Below are 26,192 nucleotides of genomic sequence, written 5' to 3'. Positions count from 1 at the left end.
AGCTGTCAAACAGCCGATTTAGCGATTAAGGAGTATTGGGGTGTCGAGTACCGAAGATGAACAGCTGGCGGATTTGAAGGACTGGTGGACGCGCAACGGCAAGCCGCTGGTCACTGGCGGCCTGTTGGCGCTGGTCATCGTGTTCGGCTGGCAGGCCTACCAGAAATACCAGAGCAACCAGTCGCAAGGCGCCTCGGTGCTCTACCAGCAATTGCTGGAAACCACCCTGACCCCGGACGGCAAGCCTGACCCTGCCCGCGTGGCGGACCTGGCCGGCAAGCTGGACAAGGAATTCGGCGGCACTGCCTACGCCCAGTACGGTCGCCTGTTCGTGGCCAAGGTGGCGGTGGACAGCGGCAAATTGGACGACGCGGCCACTGAGCTCAAAGGTATCGTCGACAAACCGGCCAACCCGACCCTGGGCGAAGTGGCGCGTCAGCGCCTGGCGCAGGTACTGGCGGCACAGAACAAGGCTGAAGAGGCGTTGAAGCTGCTCGACGGCGATGCCGACAAGGCGTTCCTGGCGACCCGCGAAGAACTCAAGGGCGACCTGCTGGTACAGCTGGGCCGTGCCGATGAGGCCCATGCGGCCTACCAAAAAGCCAAGGCTGCGCTGTCGGATGAAGCCGCGGTCGGTGGCCTGCAAATCAAGCTGGACGACCTGGCCAAAGGGGATGCGTGACGTGATCCAGTGGAAACATGCAGCATTGCTGGCCCTGGCCATTCTGGCCGCGGGTTGCAGCAGCAACAGCAAGAAAGAACTGCCTCCGGCCGAACTGACCGACTTCAAAGAAGAAGTCGTGCTGCAGAAGCAGTGGAGCCGTTCCATCGGCGATGGCCAGGGTGAAACCTACAACATGCTGGTGCCTGCCATCGATGGCGACACCATCTATGCCGGCGACGTCACGGGCGTGGTCATGGCGATGGATCGCAGCAACGGCGACGTCAAATGGGAGAAAGATCTCGAACTGCCCGTTTCCGGCGCCGTTGGCGTGGGTTACGGCCTGGTCATGATCGGCACGCTCAAGGGCGAGATCGTCGCCCTGGACGCGAGCAGCGGTGAAGAGAAATGGCGCGCCCGCGTGACCAGCGAAGTGCTCGCACCGCCGGCCACCAACGGCGACGTGGTGGTGGTCCAGACCCAGGACGACCGTCTGATCGGCCTGGATGCCGCCACCGGCAACCAGCGCTGGTTGTACGACAGCACCCCGGCGGTACTGACCCTGCGCGGCACCAGCGCGCCGATCGTCACCAACCGCCTGGCGGTGGCTGGCTTGTCGACCGGTAAAGTGGTGGCCCTGGATATATCCAACGGCGTGCCGGTCTGGGAACAGCGCGTAGCGATCCCGCAAGGTCGTTCGGAGCTGGAGCGTGTGGTCGATATCGACGGTGGCTTGCTGCTGTCCGGCGGTACGCTGTACGTCGCCAGCTATCAGGGCCGCGTGGCGGCACTGGACCTGGAAAGCGGTCGTCCGTTGTGGCAGCGCGATGCGTCCAGCTACGCCGGTGTCGCCCAGGGTTTTGGCAGCGTCTACGTGAGCCTGTCCTCGGGCACCGTCGAAGGCGTTGACGAGCGTTCCACCACCGCCTTGTGGAGCAACGACTCCCTGGCCCGTCGTCAACTGTCGGCCCCGGAAGTGTTCTCCAGCTACGTTGCAGTGGGTGACCTGGAAGGTTACCTGCACCTGCTCAGCCAGGTGGACGGTCGTTTCGTCGGCCGTGAGCGCATCGACAGTGACGGCCTGCGTGCCCGTCCGCTGGTGGTGGGCAACATGATCTATGTGTATGGCAACAGCGGCAAACTGGAAGCCCTGACCATCAAGTAAGACTATGCTTGGGGCTAATCCCCCCAAGCGGCCTTGTTCTCAAGGTTTGCAGGGCTTGCACAGACTGCCCCGAGCACCAGCCGCTGCCTCGCAGCGGCTTTTGTATTTTCTGAAATAACGAAGTGGAGAGCCGCATGGTTCCCGTAATCGCCCTGGTGGGCCGACCGAACGTCGGCAAGTCCACCTTGTTCAACCGCCTGACCAGGACTCGCGACGCCATTGTCGGCGACTTGTCCGGTCTGACCCGTGATCGCCAATACGGTGAGGCCAAGTGGCAAGGGCGTACCTATATTCTGGTCGACACCGGCGGCATCTCCGGTGATGAACATGGCATGGACGAAAAAATGGCCGAGCAGTCGTTGCTCGCCATTGAAGAAGCCGATGTGGTGCTGTTCCTGGTAGACGCCAAGGCCGGTTTTACCGCCGCCGACCAGATGATCGCCGAGCATTTGCGCAAGCGTAACAAGCGCTCCTACGTGGTCGCCAACAAGGTCGACAACATCGACCCGGACATGGCCCGCGCCGAATTCGCACCGTTGGGCATGGGCCAGGCGATCCCGATCGCCGGCGCCCACGGTCGTGGCATCACCCAGATGCTGGAAATCGCTCTGGAGAGTTTCCCGAAAGACGACGTGGAAGAGCCGGAAGAGGGCGAGGAAGAGATCGTTGCCGAAGGCGAGGAAGCCAAGCGCATTCCGGGCCCAAGCGAGAAAGACGGGATCAAGATCGCGATCATCGGCCGTCCGAACGTGGGCAAGTCGACGCTGGTCAACCGCATGCTCGGCGAAGACCGGGTTATCGTCTACGACCAGCCCGGCACCACCCGCGACAGTATCTACATTCCCTTCGAGCGTAACGAAGAGAAGTACACGCTGATCGACACCGCCGGTGTGCGCAAGCGCGGCAAGATCCACGAAGAAGTTGAAAAGTTCTCCGTGGTCAAGACCCTGCAAGCGATCAAAGACGCCAACGTGGTGATCTTCGTGATGGACGCCCGCGAAGGCGTGGTCGATCACGACCTGAACCTGCTGGGTTTCGCCCTGGAAGCCGGTCGTGCGCTGGTCATCGCGATCAACAAGTGGGATGGCATGACGCCGAGCGAACGGGATTTCGTCAAGGTCGAATTGCAACGTCGCCTGTTCTTCGTCGACTTCGCCGACATCCACTTCATCTCGGCGCTGCACGGCACGGGCGTGGGCAACCTCTACGCTTCGGTGCAGAACTCGTTCAAGTCCGCGGTGACCCGCTGGCCGACCAACCGCCTTACCCAGATCCTCGAAGATGCGGTAGGCGAGCACGCGCCACCGATGGTCAACAACCGTCGGATCAAGCTGCGCTACGCCCACTTGGGCGGTGCCAACCCGCCGATTATCGTGATCCACGGTAACCAGATCGAGAAGGTGCCCAAGTCGTACGTTCGTTACCTGGAGAACACCTACCGTCGCGTCCTGAAGCTGGTCGGCACGCCGATCCGCATCGAGTTCAAGGGCGGCGAGAACCCGTACGAAGGCAACAAGAACACGCTCACCGACCGCCAGGTCAACAAGAAGCGCCGCTTGATGTCGCACCACAAGAAGGCCGACAAGAAGCGCCGCGACAAGCGCTGATTCAATACCTGTTGCCCGGAAGCTTGTGTGGCGAGGGAGCTTGCTCCCGCTGGGGTGCGAAGCGCCCCCCAGATGTCTCTGCCCCCGCAGTGCATCAGGCACAACCCAGGGCTGCTGCGCAGCCCAGCGGGAGCAAGCTCCCTCGCCACGGTCGTTCGGCGACATGAAAAGGGTGCCCTTGGTGGCACCCTTTTTCATGCCCGGCGATTGGGCTATTCTCGAGCTCTCCCGCGCCGCATCAGAGCCGGGTGCAGAGCAGGGAACCCTTGATGATCACCAGCAAGTTGCCGAATGTCGGCATCACTATCTTTACTCAGATGTCCCAGCTCGCGGCGCAGACCGGTGCGCTCAATCTGTCCCAGGGATTTCCCGATTTCGATGGCCCGCAGGCCCTGCGCGATGCGGTTGGCCGGCACATTGCCCAAGGCCATAACCAGTATTCGCCGATGACCGGCCTGCCGGCGCTACGCCAGCAGATCGCAGCGAAGATCGCCCGCAGCTACGGCGCCAACGTCGATGCCGATCAAGAGGTCACCGTGACCCCTGGCGCGACCCAGGCGATTTTCTGTGCCATCGCGGCGGTGGTCCACAGCGGTGACGAAGTGATCGTCTTCGACCCCAGCTACGACAGCTATGAGCCTTCCGTTCTATTGGCCGGTGGGCGCTGCGTGCACGTGCCATTGGGCCTGGATGACTTCGCCATCGACTTCGAGAAGCTCGGCGAAGCCCTGAGCCCGCGTACGCGCATGATCATCCTCAACTCGCCGCACAACCCCAGTGGTGCCCTGATCAGCCGCGCCGAACTGGATCAGTTGGCGACGCTGATTCGCGACCGTGACATCTACCTGGTCAGCGACGAGGTCTACGAACACTTGGTGTTCGACGGCGTCGCCCACGCCAGTGTCCTGGCCCACGAAGAACTGTACCGCCGCGCCTTCGTGGTCAGTTCGTTCGGCAAGACCTACCACGTCACCGGCTGGAAAACCGGCTACGTGGTGGCGCCAGCGGCCTTGACGGCGGAACTGCGCAAGGTACACCAGTACGTCAGCTTCTGCGGCGTGACGCCGTTGCAGTACGCCCTGGCCGACTACATGGCCGAACATCCGGAACACGTCAACGGACTGCCGGACTTCTACCAGGCCAAGCGCGACCTGTTCTGCGATCTGCTGGCCCCGTCACGGTTCAGCTTCAAGCGCGTGACCGGCACTTATTTCCAGTTGGTGGACTACTCGCAGATTCGCCCGGACCTGAATGACGTCGACATGGCCGTGTGGATGACCCGCGAGCATGGCGTGGCGACGATTCCGATCTCGGTGTTCTACCAGCACCCACCCCAAGGCCAGCGCCTGGTGCGCCTGTGCTTTGCCAAACGCGAGGAGACGCTGCGCGAAGCGGCGGAAAAACTATGCGTGATCTGAGCACGTTACCGGACCTCGACATTGCACTGGTCCAGACCACCCTGGCCTGGCACGACCGCCGGGCCAACCTTGAGCATTTCGAAGCGCTGCTTGAGCAGGCACGTGGGGCTGATCTGATCATCCTGCCAGAGATGTTCACCACGGGTTTCTCTATGGAATCCGAGACCCTGGCGGAGCCGGAGAACGGCCCGACGCGCCAATGGCTCAAGGCCCAGGCGGCGAAGCTGGACGCGGTGATTACCGGCAGTGTGATCATCCAGGCCGCGGACGGTAGCCATCGCAATCGCTTGCTCTGGGCGCGGCCGGATGGAGAAGTGTTGCATTACGACAAGCGCCATCTGTTTCGCATGGCGGGGGAGCACAACCACTACACCCCGGGTGAGCGACAGGTGCTGTTCGAGCTCAAGGGCTGGCGGATTCGTCCGCTGATTTGCTACGACCTGCGCTTCCCGGTCTGGAGCCGCGACGCCGAGGACACCGACCTGCTGCTATACACCGCCAACTGGCCCGGGGCGCGGCGTTTGCACTGGAATCGGCTGTTGCCGGCCCGGGCGATCGAGAACCTGTGCTACGTGGCCGCGGTAAACCGTGTGGGTACCGACGGCAAGGGTTTCGCCTATACCGGCGACAGCCAGGTGCTGGATTTCCAGGGCGAGAGCTTGCTCAGCGCCGGTGAAGCGGATGGTGTGTTCAAGGTGTGCTTGAACGCAGCGGACTTGGCGGCGTATCGCACGCGGTTTCCGGCGAACCTGGATGCCGATCGCTTCGAATTCACGAATTGAAACGATTCAGCCTCAAGGAACGGTGTTGCATGCCGATAACCGGTCAGCCAAGGAGAAGTCCCTATGACCAGTATCAGCGCAACCACCGTAAACCCTTATCCATTGTCAGCCCCTAAAGTCTCCATCCGCGGGACTGAAGAAGAGAAAGCGGTCAGTCCAGTGGCATCGACTGACGCCGACGACAAAGACAAGACACTGCAGGTCGATACCCGCGGCGCGAATGTCGCCGGTGCTCCCGCCAGCGGCGGTGGGGACATCATCGAGCAACTGAAAAAGCAGATCGAGCAGGCCGAGAAACTGCTGGCCCAGCAGCAAGCCCAGTTGGCCCGGGTCCAGAAAAGCCAGGCCAACGAAGAGCAGAAGGCCCAGCAGGCCATGGCCATCCAGACCCAGATCATGGGTACCCAAGCGATGCTGCAAACCCTGCGGGCGTCGTTGTTGCAGGCCATGACCGTTTCTGTCGATACCCATGCCTGACATTTTGGTTGTCTGACAGGCCGCCATCGCGAGCAAGCTCGCTCCCACAGGGGCACAGGATTTCGGCTCCACTGAAGATCCAGTGTGGAGAGCTTGCTCGCGATGAGGCCAGTACAGTCAGCACCCAACCATCAGCCAAACAAAAAGGCCCCAGGGTTCACACCCCAGGGCCTTTTTGCATTTCAGCTGTAGATCAGGCCGCCTTGGCTTCCGGCTGGCTCAACGAGCGGTTCAGCGCACTGAACAGCGCCTTGAAGCTAGCGGTAGTGATGTTCTCATCGATACCCACGCCATGCACCGCACGCTCGCCGTTGACTCGCAGTTCAATGTAGGCCGCCGCCTTGGCATTGGTGCCGGCGCCGATGGCGTGTTCGTTGTAGTCCATGATCTCCACCGGAATCGGCAGGCCGGCCACCAGGGCTTCCAGCGCGCCGTTGCCCTTGCCGCGCCAGTGCAGGTTGGTCTCGCCCTGGCCCTTGCTGGCCACTTCCACTTCTACGGCGCTGTTGCCGTTTTCTTCCTGCAGGCGATGGCTGACCAGTGCGTACGGAGTGTTGGCTTGCAGGTATTCACGCTGCAGCAAGGCGTGGATCTGCTGTGCAGTCATTTCCAGGCCCAGGCGATCGGTTTCGCGCTGTACCACCTGGCTGAACTCGATCTGCATGCGACGCGGCAGGCTGATGCCGTATTCCTGTTCCAGCAGGTAGGCGATACCGCCCTTGCCCGACTGGCTGTTGACGCGAATCACCGCCTCGTAGCTGCGACCGATGTCGGCCGGGTCGATTGGCAGGTATGGCACTTCCCACAGACCGTCCGATTTCTGCTGGGCGAAGCCCTTGCGGATGGCATCCTGGTGCGAGCCGGAGAACGCGGTATGAACCAGGTCGCCAACGTACGGATGACGCGGGTGCACCGGAATCTGGTTGCATTCCTCGACCACTTTGCGCACGCCGTCGATGTCGGAGAAGTCCAGCTCCGGGTTGACGCCCTGGGTGTAAAGATTCAGCGCCACGGTCACCAGGTCGACGTTACCGGTGCGTTCGCCGTTGCCGAACAGGCAGCCTTCGACACGGTCGGCGCCGGCCATCAGGCCCAGCTCGGTAGCGGCCACGCCAGTGCCACGGTCGTTGTGGGTGTGCAGGCTGATGAGCACGCTGTCACGCCGGCTGATGTTGCGGTGGAACCACTCGATCTGGTCGGCGTAGATGTTCGGGGTGGCGACTTCCACGGTAGCGGGCAGGTTGAGGATCACCTTGCGTTCGGGCGTCGGGTTCCAGACTTCGATCACTGCGTCGCAGACTTCCTTGGCAAATTCCAGCTCAGTGGCGCTGAAAGTCTCTGGCGAATACTCGAACTGCCACTGGGTTTCCGGTTGCTGGGCGGCGTATTTGACGAACAGCTTGGCCGCGTTCACCGCGATTTCCTTCACGCCTTCCTTGTCCTGGTTGAACACGATGCGGCGGAACGATGGGCAGGTGGCGTTGTACAGGTGGACGATGGCTTTTTTCGCGCCGCGCAGGGATTCGAACGTACGGGCGATCAGGTCTTCACGGGCCTGGGTCAGCACTTGGATGGTGGTGTCGTCCGGGATGTGGCCTTCTTCGATGAGGGTGCGCACGAAGTCGAAGTCGGTTTGCGAAGCGGCTGGGAACGATGCTTCGATTTCCTTCACGCCCACCGCGACGAGGGTTTTCCAGAAACGCAGTTTCTTGACCGCGTCCATCGGCTCGATCAGCGACTGGTTGCCGTCGCGCAGGTCGGAGCTGCACCAGATCGGCGCGGCGGTGATGGTCTTCGACGGCCAGGTGCGATCCGGCAGGTTGATGGTCGGGAAGGCGCGGTATTTGGAAGACGGGTCTTTGAGCATGCTCATGGGGAAATCCTTATTGTCGTGGCCGGAAAAAGGCGGCCTGCCGGTGGTTCGAATGGGGTGGCTTGAAGCCTGGACGAGATGCCGCGATTCAGCCTGGCAGTCGTGCGCTGACGAGGCACAGGCTGCGGTGCTGGCGAAGCTGAATGAGGGTGTGAGAGGTTTTCATGCCTTCAACCCTAACCGCGTGAGGGAAGGATCGCAAGCAGTCGGAAAAAATTGAGATAAGTTCTGCTTTGGGGAGGTTTTGCGAGATTTAATCGCGAGTTTTTCGGAAATTTGTAGTTTTATTGCGTCGATGTTTGTGGCTCGGCAATTCAGGAAGAGGCGGTGCTACTGCCGGCCCCATCGCGAGCAAGCTCGGCTCCCACAGGGTAGCTCGGTACTTGTGAAAGAGTGCTGTACCTGTGGGAGTAGGTACTTTTAAGAACAGCGCTGTACCTGTGGGAGCTGAGCTTGCTCGCGATGAGGCCAGTAGCCCTGGCACACATCTCAGGGCTGAAACGCACCGATGAAAATCGCCGGATCCACCCGCGCATCGTTCAGGCTGATGTTCCAGTGCATGTGCGGCCCGGTCGCGCGACCGGTGGCGCCGACCTTGCCCACCACGGTGCCCCGGGCCAGTTGCTGGCCGACCTTCACATCGATCTTCGACATGTGGCAGAACATGCTGATGAAGCCTTGGCCATGGTCGACGAACACGGTGTTGCCATTGAAGAAGTAATTACCGGTGAGGATCACCTTGCCGGCGGCCGGGGTCTTGATCGGCGTGCCGGCGGGCACGGCGAAGTCCAGGCCGGCGTGGGGGTTGCGTTCTTCGCCGTTGAAGAAGCGGCGCACGCCGAACTTGCTCGACAGCGGGCCGTTGACCGGTTTGTCCAGCAACAGGTTGCTGGGGATGTTCGGGCTGAAGCTGCGGTAGGCCTTCAGTTGCACCGCCAGCTCGGCATCGATGCGCTTGAGGTCCGCCGGGTTCGGGTTGACCTGGCGCTTGTTCTTCAGGGTGATGTGTTGCTCGGGGTACTTCTTGTAGCCGACCACGAACGGCTGGGTGCCGCCGCCACTGCTGATCTGTTGCGTGCCGGGCTGCACCGTCAGCGGGATGCCGACAATCGCCAGCCAGTTGTCCTGTTCCTTGACCACCAGCACTGGCTTGCCCTGGTAACTGGCTTTCGGTGCCTTGGCGGCGCTGCCCAGGTCCACCACGGCCACGCCGCCGGGCACCGGTTTGTTCAGCAGGCGGGTGATGTAACTGTCGGCATGGGCGTTGAAGGCCAGGCACAGCAAGAGCAAAGGGGCGAGATATCGCGGCATGAATCAATCCAGTAAAGAAAGGGTGACCGGCGTGAGGTGATTGTCTTCGACCCGTACCAGCAGCTCACCTTCGCCAAGGCGGGCGGTCAGGCGCTGGCCGGTCTGGGTTTGCCCGGCACTGCGGATCGCCTGGCCGCGTTCGTCGAGCAGAATGCTGTAGCCGCGGCCGAGGGTCGCCAGGGGGCTGACGATGTGCAGCGTCTGCATCTGGTTGTGCAGCTGCACGCGTCGCGCTTTCAGGCCTTCGCGCATCGCCCGGGGCAGGCGTTCGGCGAGGCTGTCCAGGCGCTGGCGTAGCAACGCCAGGTGCCGGCCCGGATGTTGCCCGGCCAGGCGGGTTTCCAGGCGGATCAAGCGTTCGCGGCGGGTATTGAGGCTGCGCTCGAAGGCCCGGCGCAGGCGCATGTCCAGATCGTCGAGGCGCTGGGCTTGCTGGCGCAGGCGTTCGCCGGGGTGGCGCAGGCGTCGGGTCAGGCCTTCGAGGCGCAGTTGATCGCGCATCAGGCGGTCGCGCATGCGCATCACCAGCCGGCGATGCAGGCTTTCGACCCGGCGCACCAGGTCGCCAGCATCCGGTGCCAGCAGTTCGGCGGCGGCGGACGGGGTCGGGGCGCGTACGTCGGCGACGAAATCGCTGATGGACACATCGGTTTCATGGCCCACGGCGCTGACGATCGGCGTGACGCAGGCATCCACCGCCCGGGCTACGGCTTCTTCGTTGAAGCACCACAAGTCTTCCAGCGAACCGCCGCCCCGGGCCAGGATCAGCGCATCGAAACCACGGGCGTCGGCCAGCTTCAGGGCGCGGACGATTTGTGCGGTGGCTTCGCGCCCTTGCACGGCGGTGGGGATCAGGGTCAGGGCGATCTGCGGCGCGCGGCGGCGGAAGACACTGATGATGTCGCGGATCACCGCGCCGGTGGGCGAACTGATGATGCCGATGCGTTGCGGATGGGCCGGCAGCGGCACCTTGCGCTCGGCGCTGAACAGGCCCTCGGCGCTGAGTTTTTCCTTCAAGGCATCGAAGGCCAGGCGCAGGGCGCCATCGCCGGCTGGCTCGACGGTGTCGAGGATCAGTTGATAATCGCCACGGCCTTCGAACAGCGAGACCTTGCCGCGCACTTTCACCGCCAACCCGTCTTTCAAGGCCTGGCGCACCCGCGCGGCGTTCTGCCGGAACAACGCGCAACGCACCTGGGCACCGCTGTCCTTGAGGGTGAAGTACACGTGGCCGGAGGCCGGGCGGGCGAGGTTGGAGATTTCGCCCTCGACCCAGATGTTGCTGAACACGTCTTCGAGCAACACCCGCGCACGGCCGTTGAGCTGGCTGACAGTCAAGACCTCACGGTCCAGGCCCAGTCGGGCAAAGGGATCTTTAATCATGGGCGGCATGATAAGGGGATTCGCCAATGGTGTGCAGACAATTAGACCGGGTTGCCCTGCGACATGGAATCTCCCGCAGGGGACCTATGTCGCACTGAAGATCAAATGTGTGCGAGCTTGCTCGCGATAGCGACAGGCCTGTCACCACAAATGCTGGATAAGCCCCCGACCTCTGGCTAAAGTCGCCGCTCTCCTCATCAAGGAAGTGCCGGATGAATCTTCTCCCATGGTTGGGCCAGTGGGCATTTACCCCCACGCAATGGCTGGTGATCGGCTCGGCCATTGCCCTGGCCTACATCGTCTTCGGCATTGCCGGGTTCGGCACGGCGCTGGTGGCCGCGCCCATCCTGCTGCTGTTCATGCCCCTGTCGAAAATCGTCCCGCTGCTGGTCTTGTTGGATTTTGTCGCGGCCTTTGGCAACTTGCTGCCATCGCGTCGGGACGTGTCCCGGCCGGAGCTGCTGCGGTTGTTGCCGTGCATGGCATTGGGCTGCACCCTCGGGGTGATTTTCCTGCTCAACCTCAAGTCCGACCTGTTGTTGCTGCTGATGGGGGTGTTCATCAGTTGCTATGCGATCTACAGCCTGCTGATCAAGACCCGGCCGACACAGTTGTCGGCGCTGTGGGCGGTTCCGATGGGTACGGTGGGCGGGATGTTCGGCGCGTTGTTTGGCAGTGGCGGCTTTTTATATGCCATCTACCTGAACAGTCGCTTGCCCAAGGACCCGGCCCGAGCCACGCAAAGTGCCCTGATCAGTTGCAGCACCGTGGTGCGCCTGAGCCTGTTTATCGTGGCCGGGGTCTATGCCGAGCTACCCTTGTTGGTACTGGCGCTGTGTTTGTTGCCGGCCATGGCGCTGGGGTTGTGGGTAGGGCGTCGCTTGACCATGAAAATGTCGCGAGAAGCATTCGTGCGGCTGGTCACCTGGCTGGTGCTTGCCAGCGGTCTCGCGTTGATCGGGCGCTACCTGAGTGCTTGACCTGGCCTCGCCAGGGATTAAGCTGCCGGCCTTTGATCAGACCCTGCCAGGGAAACAGCCAGGCCTCGCCATGAACTCGCAAAGCATCATCGTTCCGAAAATTTCCACCCTGCCGGTCCACGAGCCCCGGGCCCGGGCGATCGTGCGCTGGCTGGTGCGCAAGAATATCGTCGAAGAACAACTGACCACCTGCGGGCGCACCGGCAATCGCATGGCCCACGCCATCGCCCCCGGTGCTCGCGAGGTGGTCCTGCATCCCGAAGCCTTGCCGTTCGGTGAAGCGATCAATGGCCTGGAGATCATCACCAAACGCTGCATCTATACACCGGCCAAGGGCTTTCTCGAAGAAGCCGGTTGCGCCGAGTGCCGCAGGGAAGTCGGCGAAGCGCTGTTCGAAAGCCTGGAAGACTGGATGCCGGCGCGCACCGACAACTTCACTTGCCCTGAATGCGGTCATGAAGACGACATCAATGGCTTCCTGTTCCTGCAGCCCTGCGGGTTTTCCAACCTGGGGTTCATTTTCAACAATTGGCTGGAGGCGGGGTTCAAGCAGGACTTTCTCGATGAATTCGCCGACTGGCTCGATCAGCCGGTGAGTTGGGTGAGGGTGGAGTTGTAGATAAGCGCACCCCCCCGTGGCGAGGGAACTTGCTCCCGCTGGGCTGCGAAGCGGCCCCCTGTATTCCTGCCATGACATCGCAAGGGGACGCTGGCGCGTCCAGCGGGAGCAAGCTCCCTCGCCACGGGGTTCGGTGTATGGCCGGAACGCGGTGATTAGCTCCGTCAATCAGCCCGGCAATAATAGACAGAGTTTTACATTGAGCCAGACGGGGTCCATGAGTATAATGGCGCGCTTCCATTTTCCCGCTCGGGAGCCCCCGCGATGCTGCGTATCAGCCAAGAAGCTCTGACCTTCGACGACATTCTCCTAGTGCCCGGTTATTCCGAAGTACTGCCTAACGAAGTCAGTCTCAAAACCCGTCTCACCCGTGGCATCGAACTGAATATCCCCCTGGTTTCCGCCGCCATGGACACCGTGACCGAAGCCCGTCTGGCCATTGCCATGGCCCAGGAAGGCGGTATCGGTATCATCCACAAGAACATGACCATCGAACAGCAGGCCGCCGAAGTGCGCAAGGTCAAGCGGTTCGAGGCTGGCGTGGTCAAGGATCCGATCACCATCGAGGCTGACGCCACGGTCCGGGATCTGTTCGAACTGACCCGTATGCACAACATCTCCGGCGTTCCGGTGCTGCACGATGGCGACCTGGTCGGCATCGTCACCTCCCGCGACGTGCGTTTCGAGAACCGCCTGGATGCCACCGTCCGCCAAGTGATGACGCCTAAAGAGCGCCTGGTCACGGTCAAGGAAGGCACCAACAAGGACGAAGTCCGCGAGTTGCTGCACAAGCACCGTATCGAGCGCGTGCTGATCGTCGACGACAAATTCGCCCTCAAGGGCATGATGACCGTCAACGACATCGAAAAAGCCAAGGCCTACCCGCTGGCCAGCAAGGACGACCAAGGTCGTCTGCGCGTCGGCGCGGCGGTCGGCACCGGCAAGGACACCGGTGATCGCGTCGCGGCCCTGGTCAGTGCCGGTGTTGACGTGGTGGTGGTCGACACCGCCCACGGCCACTCCAAAGGCGTGATCGACCGCGTTCGCTGGGTCAAGCAGAATTTCCCTGACGTGCAGGTGATCGGTGGCAACATCGCCACTGGCGCTGCGGCCAAGGCCTTGGCCGAAGCCGGCGCCGACGCGGTCAAGGTCGGTATCGGCCCTGGCTCGATCTGCACCACCCGTATCGTTGCCGGTGTCGGCGTGCCGCAGATCAGCGCCATCGCCAACGTCGCCGCCGCCCTTGAAGGCACGGGCGTGCCGTTGATCGCCGACGGCGGTATCCGCTTCTCCGGTGACCTGTCCAAGGCCATCGTCGCCGGTGCCTCCTGCGTGATGATGGGGTCGATGTTTGCCGGTACCGAAGAAGCACCGGGCGAGATCGAACTGTTCCAGGGCCGTAGCTACAAGGCTTATCGCGGCATGGGTTCGCTGGGCGCCATGTCCCAGGCCCAGGGCTCTTCCGACCGTTACTTCCAGGACTCCTCCGCGGGTGCCGAGAAGCTGGTACCGGAAGGCATCGAAGGTCGCGTGCCATACAAAGGCACCCTGAGCGCCATCATCCATCAACTGATGGGCGGCCTGCGTTCCTCCATGGGCTACACCGGCAGCGCCAACATCGAAGAGATGCGCACCAAGCCGGAATTTGTGCGTATCACCGGTGCCGGTATGGCCGAGTCCCATGTCCACGACGTACAGATCACCAAGGAAGCGCCGAACTACCGCGTAGGTTAAGGCTTCCAGCAAAACGTTAATCACCGGGGCTGTTCATTCAGCCCCGAGTTGTTTCTGATTCACTACATGAGAATGAGTCATGGCCCTCGACATTCACGCTCACCGCATCCTGATCCTCGACTTCGGTTCCCAGTACACCCAGCTGATCGCCCGCCGCGTGCGTGAGATCGGTGTGTACTGCGAATTGCATCCGTTCGACATGGATGACGAAGCGATTCGCGAATTCGCGCCTAAAGGCGTGATTCTCGCCGGCGGCCCCGAGTCCGTGCACGAAGCCGACAGCCCGCGCTGCCCGCAAGCCGTGTTCGACCTGGGTGTACCGGTCTTTGGTATCTGCTACGGCATGCAGACCATGGCCGAACAGCTGGGCGGCAAGGTAGAAGGCTCCGACCTGCGTGAGTTCGGTTATGCCCGCGTTGACGTCGTCGGCAAGAGCCGCCTGCTGGACGGCATCGAAGACCACGTCGACGCCGACGGCCTGTTCGGCCTGGACGTGTGGATGAGCCACGGTGACAAAGTCACCAAGATGCCGGAAGACTTCCACATCCTGGCCAGCACCCCGAGCTGCCCGATTGCCGGCATGTTCAACGATGATCGCCGTTACTACGGCGTGCAGTTCCACCCTGAAGTGACCCACACCAAGCAGGGCGGCCGCATCCTGTCGCGCTTCATCCTCGACATCTGCGGTTGCGAAGCCCTGTGGACCCCGTCGAAAATCGCTGAAGACGCCATCGCCCAGGTGCGCGCCCAGGTCGGTACCGATAACGTGCTGCTGGGCCTGTCCGGCGGTGTGGACTCCTCGGTGGTCGCTGCGCTACTGCACAAGGCCATTGGCGATCAACTGACCTGTGTCTTCGTCGACAACGGCCTGCTGCGTCTGCACGAAGGCGAGCAAGTGATGGCCATGTTCGCCGAGAACATGGGCGTCAAGGTGATCCGCGCCAACGCCGAAGAGCAGTTCCTGAACAACCTGGCCGGCGAGTCCGACCCGGAGAAGAAGCGCAAGATCATCGGCCGCACCTTCATCGACGTGTTCGATGCCGAATCCTGCAAGCTGGACAACATCAAGTACCTGGCCCAGGGCACCATCTACCCCGACGTGATCGAGTCGGCCGGCGCCAAGAGCGGCAAGGCCCACGTGATCAAGTCCCACCACAACGTCGGTGGCCTGCCGGAAGAGATGAACCTCAAGCTGGTCGAACCGCTGCGCGAACTGTTCAAGGACGAGGTTCGCCGCCTCGGTCTCGAACTGGGCCTGCCCTACGACATGGTCTACCGCCACCCATTCCCGGGCCCGGGCCTGGGCGTGCGGATCCTCGGTGAAGTGAAGAAGGAATACGCCGACCTGCTGCGTCGCGCCGACCACATCTTCATCGAAGAACTGCGCAAGGCCGACTGGTACCACAAGGTCAGCCAGGCGTTCGTGGTGTTCCAACCGGTGAAATCCGTCGGCGTGGTCGGCGATGGCCGTCGTTACGCCTGGGTCGTAGCCCTGCGTGCCGTGGAAACCATCGACTTCATGACCGCTCGCTGGGCACACCTGCCATACGAGCTGCTGGAAACCGTTTCCGGGCGCATCATCAACGAAATCGAAGGCATCTCCCGCGTGACGTATGACGTGTCGAGCAAGCCGCCGGCGACGATTGAGTGGGAGTGAAGGGAGGTCTCTAGAGGCCATCTCCAGCTATCTTGAAATCGATGCAACGTCGATTCCGTAGTCGGACAGAGGAAGGGTGCATGTTCAGCCCCTTCCTCAGCTCTGACGAGCTGGATTGCAGGCAATAATCGCTTTTGTTCGTTTCTCTTGTTTTCTAATTGTTTTTGTCTGATCTTAAGCATCAATTAACAAGATTAGGCGTCTCGCATCATTTTTGAATCCCTGAAAAGCCTTCTTGTCCGCAGAGGTCCCTTATGATCGATTTGCCCGCCGATCCCATAGGCGCCAGCTGGCTGGCCCGACTCTATGGCGTGCTGCCGCTGGGGAGACTGCCTGTGACGAGCCAGGCGGGCGGGCGACGCGCAACCCAGATCAACGATGGTTTTAGTCTGGAAACCTATCCCGAGGCGATGCGACCGGATGCAAAGCCTGCCGCGCATCTGCAGTTCCACCTACGGCATGAAGTCCCCCATCTGGAGTTCCTGGCCCGTCTTTTCGAGCGGACGGGGCCTGATTTCGTCCAAGCCTGGGTCGCGGCCGAGCCTACCGGGCAGTATGCGCGTCGCGCTGCGTTTCTGTATGAATGGCTGACCCGGGACACCCTGGTCGTACCCGAGCGTCTGGGGGGCAACTACGTCGATGCCATCGACGAAGCCAAGCTGGTTTCGGCATCGCGGGACCGGGTGGTCAAGGTGCAGCGCTGGCGGGTGAATGACAATCTGGCCGGTACGCGCGAATTCTGCCCCTGCGTAGTCAAGACTGAGGCGATGATGCGTGCGGCCAGTCTGGACATTCCACGTTTGTTCGGTGAGTTGACGGACGAGTTCGGCGAGGATCTGCTGATACGATCGGCGGTCTGGATGACGTTACGCGAAAGCAAGGCCAGTTTCGCCATCGAAGGCGAGGCTGACCGGGTAGGGCGAGTACAACGTTTTGCCGACGTGATGGCGCGCCGCACCGGACAAGGTCTGGTGCCATTGAGCAACGCTGCACTGGCGGAGTTGCAGCGGGAAATTCTCGGTGATCGGACGACGATCGCCCACTTCGGCGTGCGCCAGTCACCGGTTTTCGTCGGCGAAACGGTGCGCTACCAGGAGGTCGTACACTACGTCGCCCCTGCGGCCGATGAAATCGGCGCGATGCTTGAAGGGCTGAGGGTGTTCCTCGAAAGGACGCAAGGCCAGTCGTCGGTGATGCGCAGCGCAGTTGCAGCCTTTGGTTTCGTCTATATCCATCCACTCGCTGATGGTAACGGCCGTGTGCACCGGTTTTTGGTCAACGACGTACTGCGACGCGACGGCGTAATCCCGGATCCTGTGATTCTGCCGATCTCTGCGGTTATTACAGATGACGTAGGCGAGCGTCGCGGCTATGACCGAGTGCTGGACCAGGTGTCCAGGCCGCTTATGCAGGCTGTACGCGAGCGAGTAGTCTTCGAGTCCAGACAGACGACCTATCCAGATGGTGTTGTGTCGAACTTCTCTTTTCAGGGCGCTGACCAAGCCCGACCGCTGTGGCGTTATCCGGATCTCGGACCTCATACCGTGTTTCTGGCCAATATCATTGGCCGGACTTTGACCGAGCAGATGCGCGAAGAGTCTCGTTATCTGCGCAGCCATGCGCGTGCCCGCGCGATGCTGAAGGAGGTGGTCGAGATGCCCGACCAACAGGCGGATCGGGTGCTGCGCTCAATTGAGCAGAATCGCGGCGAGTTGAGCAATGTGCTTGCCAAGGAAATGCCCGTGCTGCAACAGGTCGGGGTCTGGGCCGAAATCGTTGATGCCGTTTCGCGGGCGTTCGAGGAGAACGGCGGAGCGGGTGCTACTGTGATTGATCGATATCGCCCGGGAAAGCCCGTCGACCGTTGAAGCCGTTCATGCAATTTCCGTCCTCCTAGGGGAGGTTCTTCTGCCAGTCGGTTTCCCCGTCACGTTTCGCTACGACTACCGCCTCCGCGGGCACCGAGCTGCGTTTATCATCGGGCGGTATGCTTGCGGGTATCACACTGGCACTTGAGTTCACTCGGGATGCGCCTGATGCGGTTAAGGCAGTGCTTAGTGCGCTGGGCGACGTTCGCCGCGCGGTGCCATCGGCCAGACTGATCGAGGTAGCGCCTGATTTCGTCGGGCTGACCGACGTAGCCGAGATCGTCGGTGTATCTCGGCAAAACATGCGCAAGCTGATGTTGGCTCATCCGGGCAGCTTCCCGACGCCCGTGCACGAGGGGAGTGCGTCTATCTGGCACTTGGCAGACGTTCTGAGCTGGCTCCAGGCCAAGGGCAGCTATTCGCTTGCCAAGAGCGTTTTGGATGTGGCCCAGGTGGCGTTGCAGGTCAACGTTGCGAAAGAAGGCCGACGGTTACCGGGCATGGCTTCCAAAGAGCTGGAAGCTTTGGTTGGGTGACAATCCTGTGGCGTCGCTGAGCTGGGATTCCTCACGACTTCAGCGCCGCGCCACGTCCGAAAAATAAAACTTATCCAGGGTATGCCGTGATTCGGTGTACTCGAACTGTCGGCCGTCCTGGAGAAAGGTCTGGTTGCTGACCACGATGACGTGGCTCTGGCCGTCGAGGTCCAGGTGTTGCTGGTCGTCCTTGCCGCAGCGAATCGCTTCGATGGTGCGCTGGGCATAGGCGATTTGCAGCTGCAGGGTCTGTTCGATGAAGGCGTAGATCGAGCGCTCGGCGATGTCGCGGGTCAGGCCGGGGATCACGTCGCTGACGAAATGGTTGATGTCCAGGATCACCCGTTTGCCGTCGATTCGCCGTACCCGCTTGATGCGCGTCACCTGGCTGCCGGCGGGTGCCTTGATGTGCTCGAGCAGGGCGCCTTCCAACGGCAGTTGAGTGAACTCGACCACATCAGTGCTGACATCGTCGCCCAGGCGCGGGTAGGTCTCCTGGAAGCTGACGATGCCGCCGAGCTGGAATTCGATGGGGGAGGTCGACAGCACGAAGGTGCCCTTGCCGTGGATCTTCTGGGCAAAACCACGTTCCTGAAGCTGTTCGATCGCCTTGCGCACGGTGCCGCGACTGGCCTGGTAGCTGTCCATCAGTTCGGTTTCCGAAGGCAAGCGGGCGCCACGCTCCAGGCGTTCGGTGGTAATGCTGGTCAGCAGATCGTTGTAGATCCGGTTGTATTTACTCATGGAGAGGGCTCTGTACCGCGCTGTTCACCGGGGCGGAACCTTAAGGGCCAAGTGGGGGATTTGTCCATTCGACTGTCATTATTTGATGAGAGGAGCGTAGGACGTTTCCCGTTTTGTCATGGGTATCATAAACAATTTCAAAACTCGTCTGTACGAGTTGTTGATTTAACTCGTACAGACGAGTACTTTCGCTTCCACGTGCTGTCGACTCTCAATAACAAGAATGACGCGGAAGAAAAAAGCATGAGCCACGATTACTCCAAAATCGCCAGTGAGCTGCTGCAAAGCCTCGGTGGCGTCGACAATATCGAGCAGGCCGCCCATTGCGTGACGCGCCTGCGCCTGTCCCTCAAGGATGCCGCCCGGGTGAACAGCGCCACGCTGAACCAGATTGATCTGGTCAAGGGATCGTTTTTTACCGGTGGGCTGTTTCAGGTGGTCATCGGGCCGGGCGAAGTGGAAAAGGTCTACGCCGCCCTGCGGGAACTGACTGGCCTTGCGGCCGCGACCATTGCCGACGTCAAGCGCCAGGGCGCGCAGAAGGGAAACGGCATGCAGCGCCTGGTACGGGTGCTTTCCGACGTGTTCATGCCGATCCTGCCCGCCTTGGTGATCGCCGGTCTGTTGATGGGCGTCAACAACCTGCTGGGGGCCAAGGGCATGTTCATTGCCGGCCAGACGTTGCTCGATGCGTATCCCAACCTGGACGGTGTCTGGAGCCTGATCAACCTGATGGCCAACACCTCCTTCGTCTTTCTTCCGGCCCTGGTAGGTTGGTCGGCGGCCAAGCGTTTTGGCGGCAGTGAAATCCTCGGCATCGTGCTGGGCCTGATGCTGGTCCACCCGGACCTGCTCAACGCCTGGAACTACGGCAAGGCCGTGGCGGGGCTGGACGGCCAGAGCCTGCCCTATTTCGATATCTTCGGCTGGTTCCGGATCGAAAAAGTCGGCTATCAGGGGCAGATCCTGCCGATCCTGCTGGCGGCCTATGTCATGAGCGTGATCGAGAAATGGTTGCGTGCCAGGGTGCCCAATGCGATCCAACTGCTGGTGATACCCATCACCACCATCGTGGTCACCGGAGTGCTGGCCCTCGCCATCATCGGTCCGGTCACCCGGCACCTGGGGATCCTGATCACCGAGGGTATGGTGGCGCTGTTCGACCTGGCGCCGGTGATCGGCGGGGCGATCTTTGGCCTTCTCTATGCGCCGCTGGTGGTCACCGGCATGCACCACATGTTCCTGGCAGTGGACCTTCAGTTGATCTCGACCCAGGGCGGGACCTTTATCTGGCCGATGATCGTCATGTCCAACCTGGCCCAGGGCAGTGCGGCGCTGGCGGTGTTCTACATGACCCGCAATGCCCGGGACAAGAGCATGGCGTCCACCTCGGCGATTTCCGCTTACTTCGGCATCACGGAGCCGGCGATGTTCGGGGTCAACCTGCGTTACAAGTTCCCCTTTTATTGCGCCCTGGCCGGCTCGGCCCTGGGCTGTATTTTCCTCTCGTTGAACAAGATCAAGGCCTCGGCCATTGGCGTGGGAGGCTTGCCGGGTTTCATCTCGATCGTTCCCGACGCCATACCCATGTTCGTGATCGGCATGGCCATCGCCATGAGCGTGCCCTTTGCCCTGACCTGTGCATTGAGCATGAAGATCGTCCGGCCGGGGTATCGCGTCGCCTGACACTCGTGGGATCCGGGCTGGCCCGCGATGAGGCCTCCCGGTTCGGTACCCAACAGACTGAAGGAATCTCGCCATGCAAGACTGGCAACGTTCAGTGATCTACCAGATTTATCCGAAGAGTTTCTACAGCCATGGTGGCCAGGCCACCGGCGATTTGCTGGGCGTCGTGGACAAGCTCGACTACCTGCACTGGCTGGGTGTGGATTACCTGTGGCTCACCCCGTTCCTGCGTTCGCCGCAACGGGACAATGGCTACGACATCAGCGATTACTACGCCATTGACCCCAGCTACGGCACCATGGCCGATTGTGAATTGCTGATCGCCGAAGCCCACAGTCGCGGTATCAAGCTGATGCTCGATATCGTGGTCAACCACACCTCTATCGAGCATCCCTGGTTCCAGGCCGCTCGCAGCAGCCTCGACAACCCGTATCGCGATTTCTACGTCTGGCGCGACCAGCCCAACAGTTGGGAATCCAAATTCGGTGGTTCTGCCTGGGAGTACGAAGCACAGACCGGCCAGTATTACCTGCACCTGTTCGACCACACCCAGGCCGATCTGAATTGGGACAACCCGCGGGTGCGCGCCGAAGTGTTCAAGATGATGCGCTTCTGGCGGGACAAGGGGGTGGGGGGCTTCCGTCTCGATGTGATCAACTTGATCTCCAAGCCGGCCGACTTTCCTGACGATCACACCGATGGCCGACGTTTCTATACCGATGGCCCCAACGTACACCGCTATCTGCAGGAAATGCATCGGGAAGTCTTCGAAGGTTTCGACCTGATCAACGTTGGCGAGATGTCGTCCACCAGCCTTGAACACTGCGTTCGCTATTCGTGCCCGGACTCACGGGAGTTGTCGATGACCTTCAATTTCCATCACTTGAAGGTGGATTATCCGAACCTGCAAAAGTGGGTGCGGGCCGACTTCGATTTTTTCCAGCTCAAGCGCATCCTGTCCGACTGGCAGACCGGCATGCAAGCCGGTGGCGGCTGGAACGCACTGTTCTGGTGTAACCATGATCAGCCGCGGGTGGTGTCGCGCTTCGGGCATGACGGAGAATATCGGGTGGTCTCGGCGAAGATGCTCGCCACTGCGCTGCACTTTCTGCAGGGCACGCCTTTCGTATACCAGGGCGAGGAGCTGGGAATGACCAATCCGGGCTTCGATCACATCGATCAATACCGCGATGTGGAAACCCTGAACATCTATCGCCTCAAGCGCAACGCCGGCATGCCTGAAGCCGAGGCCATGGGGCCGATCATGCAAAAGTCCCGTGACAACGGGCGTACGCCGATGCAATGGAATGCCGGGCCGAACGCGGGTTTCAGCCGTGCCGAACCCTGGATCGACGTACCCGCCAACGCGGCCTTCATCAATGTCGAGCAGCAACTGCAAGACCCGACCTCGGTACTGCATTACTACCGTCGCTTGATTGCCCTGCGTCGCAGCGAGGCCTTGATCCAGGACGGGGTCTATCGCCTGCTGCTGCCCGAGCATCCCCAGGTGTGGGCGTACCTGCGCGAAGGGCAGGGCGAGCGCCTGCTGGTGGTCAGCCACTTTTACGATGGCGACTGCGAAGTCCAGTTGCCGGAAGGAATTCTCTGCGCCGACACGAAGCAACGATGGGTGATCGGCAACTACGACCGCCAACACCGTGAGCGACGATTGTTCCTACGCCCCTACGAGTCGTTCGTGCTGCACCTGAGCGACTGAACAAACGTCATTTCTGACCCAGGCATCGCCTGATAGCGACCACGTTGCGCTCGACGCACCGTGTGCCTTTTGTCGCCCATTCGCTGGCAGGCGAAGGGAGATTGAAGTGCATCAAAAAACAATAAAAAAGAAGGAGCGGCATATGAAAACAACAATAAATCGTGGTCTTGCAGTGTCTTGTATTTGCCTGGCATTGCCATTCCCCGCCCAGGCGCTGGAGTTCTCCGGCTACCTGCGCAGTGGCGTCGGCAGTGCCACCAATGGCCGCTCCCAATCCTGTTTCCAGTTGCCCGGGGCGCAAAGCAAATATCGATTGGGCAACGAGTGCGAACAATATGGCGAACTGGAGCTGCGCCAGGACCTTTTCACCCTCGACGACGGTTCGGTGCTGAGCGTGGATGGCATGGCTTCGTTGTATAACCGCTACGACCGCACGCCGACCTTCCAGGGCGAAAACGGCGCGGCGCGGATGCCGCAGATGTATGCCCAGTGGTCGAACATGCCCAGCCTGAACGGAGGCTCGCTATGGGCCGGTCGGCGTTACTACAAGCGTAACGACATCCATATTTCCGATTTCTACTACTGGAACCAGAGCGCCACTGGGGCCGGAATCGAGGATGTGTTGATCGGCGGGCTGAAATACAGCTACGCCTTTTCGCGCAAGGACAACCTGTACCAGAAAGACCCGGTCAACCGGCATGACTTCAACGTGGGCGGCTTCGATACCAATCCCGGTGGCGAGCTGGAGTTCGGGGTGAGTCTCATCGACCGGGCGAGCCGGCGCGATGCCCATCGCGGTTGGGCCTTGACCGCCCAGCATGTGCAGCAGGACTTCCTTGGCGGCAAGAATAAACTGGCCTTGCAATATGGGGAGGGGCCCGGCACCGGACTGGGTTATACCGGCGATACCGGACTGGACGACAGCAACAAGAGCTATCGTCTGGTGGAGTTTTTCGATTGGCAGATCACGCCGCGTTTCGGCGGGCAAGTACAGGCGGTGTACCAGAAAGACATTCGTCCTGACGGCGTCGATCAGGACTGGCTGTCGTTGGGGGTTCGCCCGGCCTACGCCATCACCGATCAGTTCAAGTTGGTGACCGAACTGGGCCATGACCAAGTGCAGGCCAGCGATGGAACACGCAAGCTGAGCAAATTCACCTTTGCCCCTACCTGGTCGCCCAAGGGCCCGGAATTCTGGGCTCGCCCGGAAATACGACTGTATTACACCTACGCCAGCTGGAACGCGGCGGCCCAGCGCGCAGCCAATGAACTGGCGGCCGGTTCGGCGCTGTCCGACACCGGTGCATTTGGCGGCACGCGGCATGGTTCCAACGTGGGCGTGCAGGTTGAGTACTGGTGGAAATGACCCGTGTGACGCGGGTCGGTGGATGCGCTCTGCCCGCGATGCGAAAAGAACAGACAGCAGCAGGTGAAGTCATGAACACAACGCAACCTTTGCAATTGCTCGCACCGTTGTCCGGGGTCTTGATGCCCCTGGACAAGGTGCCGGACCCGGTCTTCTCCGATCGTGTCGTGGGGGATGGAATCTGTATCGATCCGACGTCGCAGACCCTTTGTGCGCCGCTCTCCGGTGTCGTCGGCACGCTCCAGGACAGCGCCCACGCAGTGAGTGTCACCAGTGACAACGGTGTTCAGGTGTTGATGCACATCGGCCTGGATACGGTGAACCTGGCGGGCAAGGGCTTTACCTCGCGGGTTGAAATGGGGCAACGAGTGGAGGCGGGCCAGCCGCTGATCGATTTCGATGCTGATTACATTGCCTTGCACGCGCGCAGTCTGTTGACGCTGATGTTGGTGGTCAGCGGCGAAGCCTTCACCTTGATTCCGGCCCAGTCGTCCTGCGTGGAAAGCGGTCAGCCGTTGCTGCAGGTGAGTCAAGGAACGCAAGGGCAGGACGCGCAGACGCAACAGGGCTCGGTGCTGTTTTCCAAGCCGCTGATCCTGCCGAATGACAGCGGTCTGCATGCGCGTCCCGCTGCGGTGTTCGCCCAGGCGGCAAAAGGCTTTGATGCGAACATCTGCCTGCACAAGCAGCAGGCCAGCGCCAACGGCAAATCCCTGGTGGCGATCATGGCGTTGCAGACGGTCAAGGGCGACAGTTTGCAGCTCAGTGCCGCCGGTCCACAGGCCGAACAGGCGCTCGAGGCGTTGACGCAACTGTTGCTGGCGGGCTGCGGCGAATCCGTCCAGGCGCAGCCGACGCCAGAAGTGCCCGTGTGCGTCGAATCGCCCGCGCCTGAGCGCTGGCATGGCGTGTGTGCCTCGCCGGGCTCGGTGTCGGGGGTGGTGGTGCAGGTCGCGACCCAGGCGTTGGAAGTGCAAGAGCCAGGCGCGGGAATCGAAACCGAGCAGGCCCTCCTGGACCAGGCGTTGAACCAGGCGAGCCAGGCATTGAAGGCGTTGCAGAGCGAGAGTGCAGGCAGTGTCCAGGCCCAGATTTTTGCCGCGCATCAGGAGTTGCTGGAAGACCCCACCTTGCTGGAGCAGGCTCGGGATCTGATCGTCGAAGGCAAGAGCGCGGCCTTTGCCTGGAAAACCGCAACCGAGTCGACCGCCACGCAGTTCCAGCAATCGGGCAATGCCTTGCTGGCCGAGCGCGCGATGGATCTGGCCGATGTCGGGCATCGGGTCCTCAAGCTGATCCTCGGCGTGCAGGACCACACCTGGGACCTGCCCGAGCAGTCGATCCTGGTGGCCGCGCAACTGACGCCGTCCCAGACCGCGAGCCTGGACACCACGCGAATCGCCGGTTTCGTCACGGTGGGTGGCGGTGCTACCAGCCATGTGGCGATCCTGGCCCGTGCGCTGGGCCTGCCGTCGTTGTGTGGCGTGCCTGAGCAGGCATTGACCATTGCCAACGGCACCCCGGTGTTGCTGGATGCCGACAGCGGCGAACTGCATTTGAATCCAGACCCGGCGCGGATCGAGCAACTCCAGGCCTCCCGTGACCGACAGTTGCGACGGCAGCGGCGTGACCTCGAACAATCGGCCCTCGCGGCCCGTACCCTTGATGGTCATCGAGTCGAGATCACTGCCAATGTCGGCTCGCTTCGGGACGTGGAGCAGGCCATGACCCTGGGGGGCGAAGGGGTGGGGCTGTTGCGCTCCGAACTGCTTTACCTGGATCGCGCGCACCCACCTGGCCATGACGAGCAAGCGGCCTTGTACAGTGCCGTCGCCCGGGCCCTGGGGGTTGAGCGAAATCTGGTGGTGCGTACCCTGGACGTGGGCGGAGACAAGCCGCTGGCCTATGTGCCGATGGCCCACGAGGCCAATCCGTTTCTGGGCATGCGTGGTATTCGCCTGTGCCTGGAGCGACCGCAGTTATTGCGTGAACAGTTCCGGGCAATCCTCGCCTGTTCGGGGCTGACGCGGCTGCACATCATGCTGCCAATGGTCACGCAGTTGTCGGAATTGCGGCTGGCGCGGCAGATGTTGGACGAAGAGGTGCGCAACCTGGGCCTGTCGCAAGCGCCGAAGCTGGGCATCATGATCGAAGTCCCGGCGGCGGCCCTGATGGCCGACCTGTTTGCTTCCGAAGTGGATTTCTTCTCCATCGGGACCAACGACTTGACCCAGTACACCCTGGCCATGGACCGCGACCACCCGCGCTTGGCCAGCCAGGCCGATGGACTGCATCCGTCGGTATTGCGCCTGATCGCCCGGACAGTCGAGGCCGCTCACGCCCATGGCAAATGGGTCGGAGTATGTGGCGCGCTGGCATCGGAAACCTTGGCGGTACCGGTGTTGCTGGGGCTTGGCGTGGATGAGCTATCGGTCAGCGTGCCGCTGATTCCGGCCATCAAGGCCTGCGTGCGTGAATGGGATCTGAGTGAATGCCGCACGCTGGCCCAACAGGCCTTGGCCCAGGAAAGCGCCGAGCAGGTGCGCGACCTCTTGCGTATTCATTCACCCACGGCCAATCCGGCCCCCCTGGCCATGGAGCATTGAAC

The 26,192-nt window shown here is 61.5% G+C and carries 19 protein-coding genes and 1 pseudogene; 16 read left to right on the top strand and 4 right to left on the bottom strand.

The genetic code is table 11. The annotated features are described in order from the left end of the window. Positions 1–40: 40 nt before the first annotated feature. The 6 genes from BLT00_RS13290 (at position 41) to BLT00_RS13265 (ending at position 6,110) form a co-directional block, all read left to right on the top strand. Complete coding sequence (locus tag BLT00_RS13290; protein WP_092143856.1) at positions 41–682, top strand: YfgM family protein; 642 nt, start codon at positions 41–43, stop codon at positions 680–682. After that, positions 675–1,826 carry an outer membrane protein assembly factor BamB gene (gene bamB / locus BLT00_RS13285; RefSeq protein ID WP_063322848.1) on the top strand — a complete coding sequence of 384 codons (1,152 nt, stop codon included), beginning with the start codon at positions 675–677 and terminating at the stop codon, positions 1,824–1,826. The genes BLT00_RS13290 and bamB overlap by 8 nt, the downstream gene beginning before the upstream one ends. Positions 1,827–1,960: 134 nt before the next feature. Then, complete coding sequence (gene der, locus BLT00_RS13280; RefSeq protein WP_063322847.1) at positions 1,961–3,433, top strand: ribosome biogenesis GTPase Der; 1,473 nt, start codon at positions 1,961–1,963, stop codon at positions 3,431–3,433. Positions 3,434–3,702: 269 nt separating this feature from the next. Beyond that, complete coding sequence (locus tag BLT00_RS13275) at positions 3,703–4,851, top strand: pyridoxal phosphate-dependent aminotransferase (RefSeq protein ID WP_063322846.1); 1,149 nt, start codon at positions 3,703–3,705, stop codon at positions 4,849–4,851. Further along, complete coding sequence (locus tag BLT00_RS13270) at positions 4,839–5,633, top strand: amidohydrolase (protein ID WP_092144298.1); 795 nt, start codon at positions 4,839–4,841, stop codon at positions 5,631–5,633. The genes BLT00_RS13275 and BLT00_RS13270 overlap by 13 nt, the downstream gene beginning before the upstream one ends. Positions 5,634–5,696: 63 nt before the next feature. After that, positions 5,697–6,110, top strand: a complete 414-nt coding sequence (locus tag BLT00_RS13265) for a hypothetical protein (protein ID WP_063322844.1) — start codon at positions 5,697–5,699, stop codon at positions 6,108–6,110. 193 nt (positions 6,111–6,303) lie between these two features. On the opposite strand, the gene leuA is transcribed toward BLT00_RS13265, so the two are convergent. The 3 genes from leuA to xseA form a co-directional block, all read right to left on the bottom strand. Then, entirely contained in the window at positions 6,304–7,983 is a 1,680-nt protein-coding gene (gene leuA / locus BLT00_RS13260; protein WP_063322843.1) for a 2-isopropylmalate synthase, read from the bottom strand. A 489-nt stretch (positions 7,984–8,472) separates the two neighbouring features. Next, on the bottom strand, positions 8,473–9,294 hold the full coding sequence (locus tag BLT00_RS13250) for a peptidoglycan DD-metalloendopeptidase family protein (RefSeq protein WP_092143859.1): 822 nt from the start codon (positions 9,292–9,294) through the stop codon (positions 8,473–8,475). Positions 9,295–9,297: 3 nt separating this feature from the next. Then, positions 9,298–10,677 carry an exodeoxyribonuclease VII large subunit gene (xseA, locus tag BLT00_RS13245; RefSeq protein WP_092144302.1) on the bottom strand — a complete coding sequence of 460 codons (1,380 nt, stop codon included), beginning with the start codon at positions 10,675–10,677 and terminating at the stop codon, positions 9,298–9,300. 212 nt (positions 10,678–10,889) lie between these two features. Between xseA and BLT00_RS13240 the strand changes: the two genes are divergently transcribed. The 6 genes and pseudogenes from BLT00_RS13240 to BLT00_RS13215 form a co-directional block, all read left to right on the top strand. Further along, positions 10,890–11,657 carry a sulfite exporter TauE/SafE family protein gene (locus BLT00_RS13240; RefSeq protein WP_092143862.1) on the top strand — a complete coding sequence of 256 codons (768 nt, stop codon included), beginning with the start codon at positions 10,890–10,892 and terminating at the stop codon, positions 11,655–11,657. Positions 11,658–11,727: 70 nt separating this feature from the next. Continuing rightward, positions 11,728–12,276, top strand: coding sequence for a hypothetical protein (locus tag BLT00_RS13235; protein WP_063325161.1), 549 nt, complete (start codon positions 11,728–11,730; stop codon positions 12,274–12,276). A 264-nt stretch (positions 12,277–12,540) separates the two neighbouring features. Continuing rightward, positions 12,541–14,010, top strand: a complete 1,470-nt coding sequence (gene guaB, locus BLT00_RS13230; RefSeq protein ID WP_092143865.1) for an IMP dehydrogenase — start codon at positions 12,541–12,543, stop codon at positions 14,008–14,010. A gap of 79 nt (positions 14,011–14,089) precedes the next feature. After that, a complete protein-coding gene (gene guaA / locus BLT00_RS13225) occupies positions 14,090–15,667 on the top strand; it encodes a glutamine-hydrolyzing GMP synthase (RefSeq protein ID WP_045155136.1) in 1,578 nt (525 codons plus the stop codon). Between the two features lie 254 nt (positions 15,668–15,921). Beyond that, entirely contained in the window at positions 15,922–17,535 is a 1,614-nt protein-coding gene (locus BLT00_RS13220) for a Fic family protein (RefSeq protein ID WP_092143868.1), read from the top strand. A 137-nt stretch (positions 17,536–17,672) separates the two neighbouring features. After that, positions 17,673–18,071: pseudogene (locus BLT00_RS13215) on the top strand (helix-turn-helix transcriptional regulator); the annotation flags it as partial. Positions 18,072–18,110: 39 nt separating this feature from the next. On the opposite strand, the gene treR reads toward BLT00_RS13215, so the two are convergent. Beyond that, positions 18,111–18,815, bottom strand: a complete 705-nt coding sequence (gene treR / locus BLT00_RS13210) for a trehalose operon repressor (protein ID WP_092143871.1) — start codon at positions 18,813–18,815, stop codon at positions 18,111–18,113. Positions 18,816–19,058: 243 nt separating this feature from the next. Here treR and treP point away from each other — a divergent pair, with 243 nt between their 5' ends. The 4 genes from treP (at position 19,059) to ptsP (ending at position 26,190) form a co-directional block, all read left to right on the top strand. Next, positions 19,059–20,501 carry a PTS system trehalose-specific EIIBC component gene (gene treP, locus BLT00_RS13205; RefSeq protein WP_092143874.1) on the top strand — a complete coding sequence of 481 codons (1,443 nt, stop codon included), beginning with the start codon at positions 19,059–19,061 and terminating at the stop codon, positions 20,499–20,501. 73 nt (positions 20,502–20,574) lie between these two features. After that, positions 20,575–22,218, top strand: a complete 1,644-nt coding sequence (gene treC / locus BLT00_RS13200; protein ID WP_092143877.1) for an alpha,alpha-phosphotrehalase — start codon at positions 20,575–20,577, stop codon at positions 22,216–22,218. Positions 22,219–22,360: 142 nt separating this feature from the next. Next, on the top strand, positions 22,361–23,584 hold the full coding sequence (locus BLT00_RS13195; RefSeq protein ID WP_092143880.1) for a maltoporin: 1,224 nt from the start codon (positions 22,361–22,363) through the stop codon (positions 23,582–23,584). A 71-nt stretch (positions 23,585–23,655) separates the two neighbouring features. Then, the gene (gene ptsP, locus BLT00_RS13190) at positions 23,656–26,190 is read left to right on the top strand and encodes a phosphoenolpyruvate--protein phosphotransferase (RefSeq protein ID WP_092143883.1); all 2,535 of its coding nucleotides are present in this window, start codon (positions 23,656–23,658) and stop codon (positions 26,188–26,190) included. The last annotated feature ends 2 nt before the right edge of the window (positions 26,191–26,192 follow it).

It is taken from the genome of Pseudomonas sp. NFACC51 (assembly GCF_900103575.1).
Lineage (GTDB): Bacteria > Pseudomonadota > Gammaproteobacteria > Pseudomonadales > Pseudomonadaceae > Aquipseudomonas > Aquipseudomonas fluorescens_Q.
This window is presented reverse-complemented; position numbering and strand designations above follow the sequence as displayed.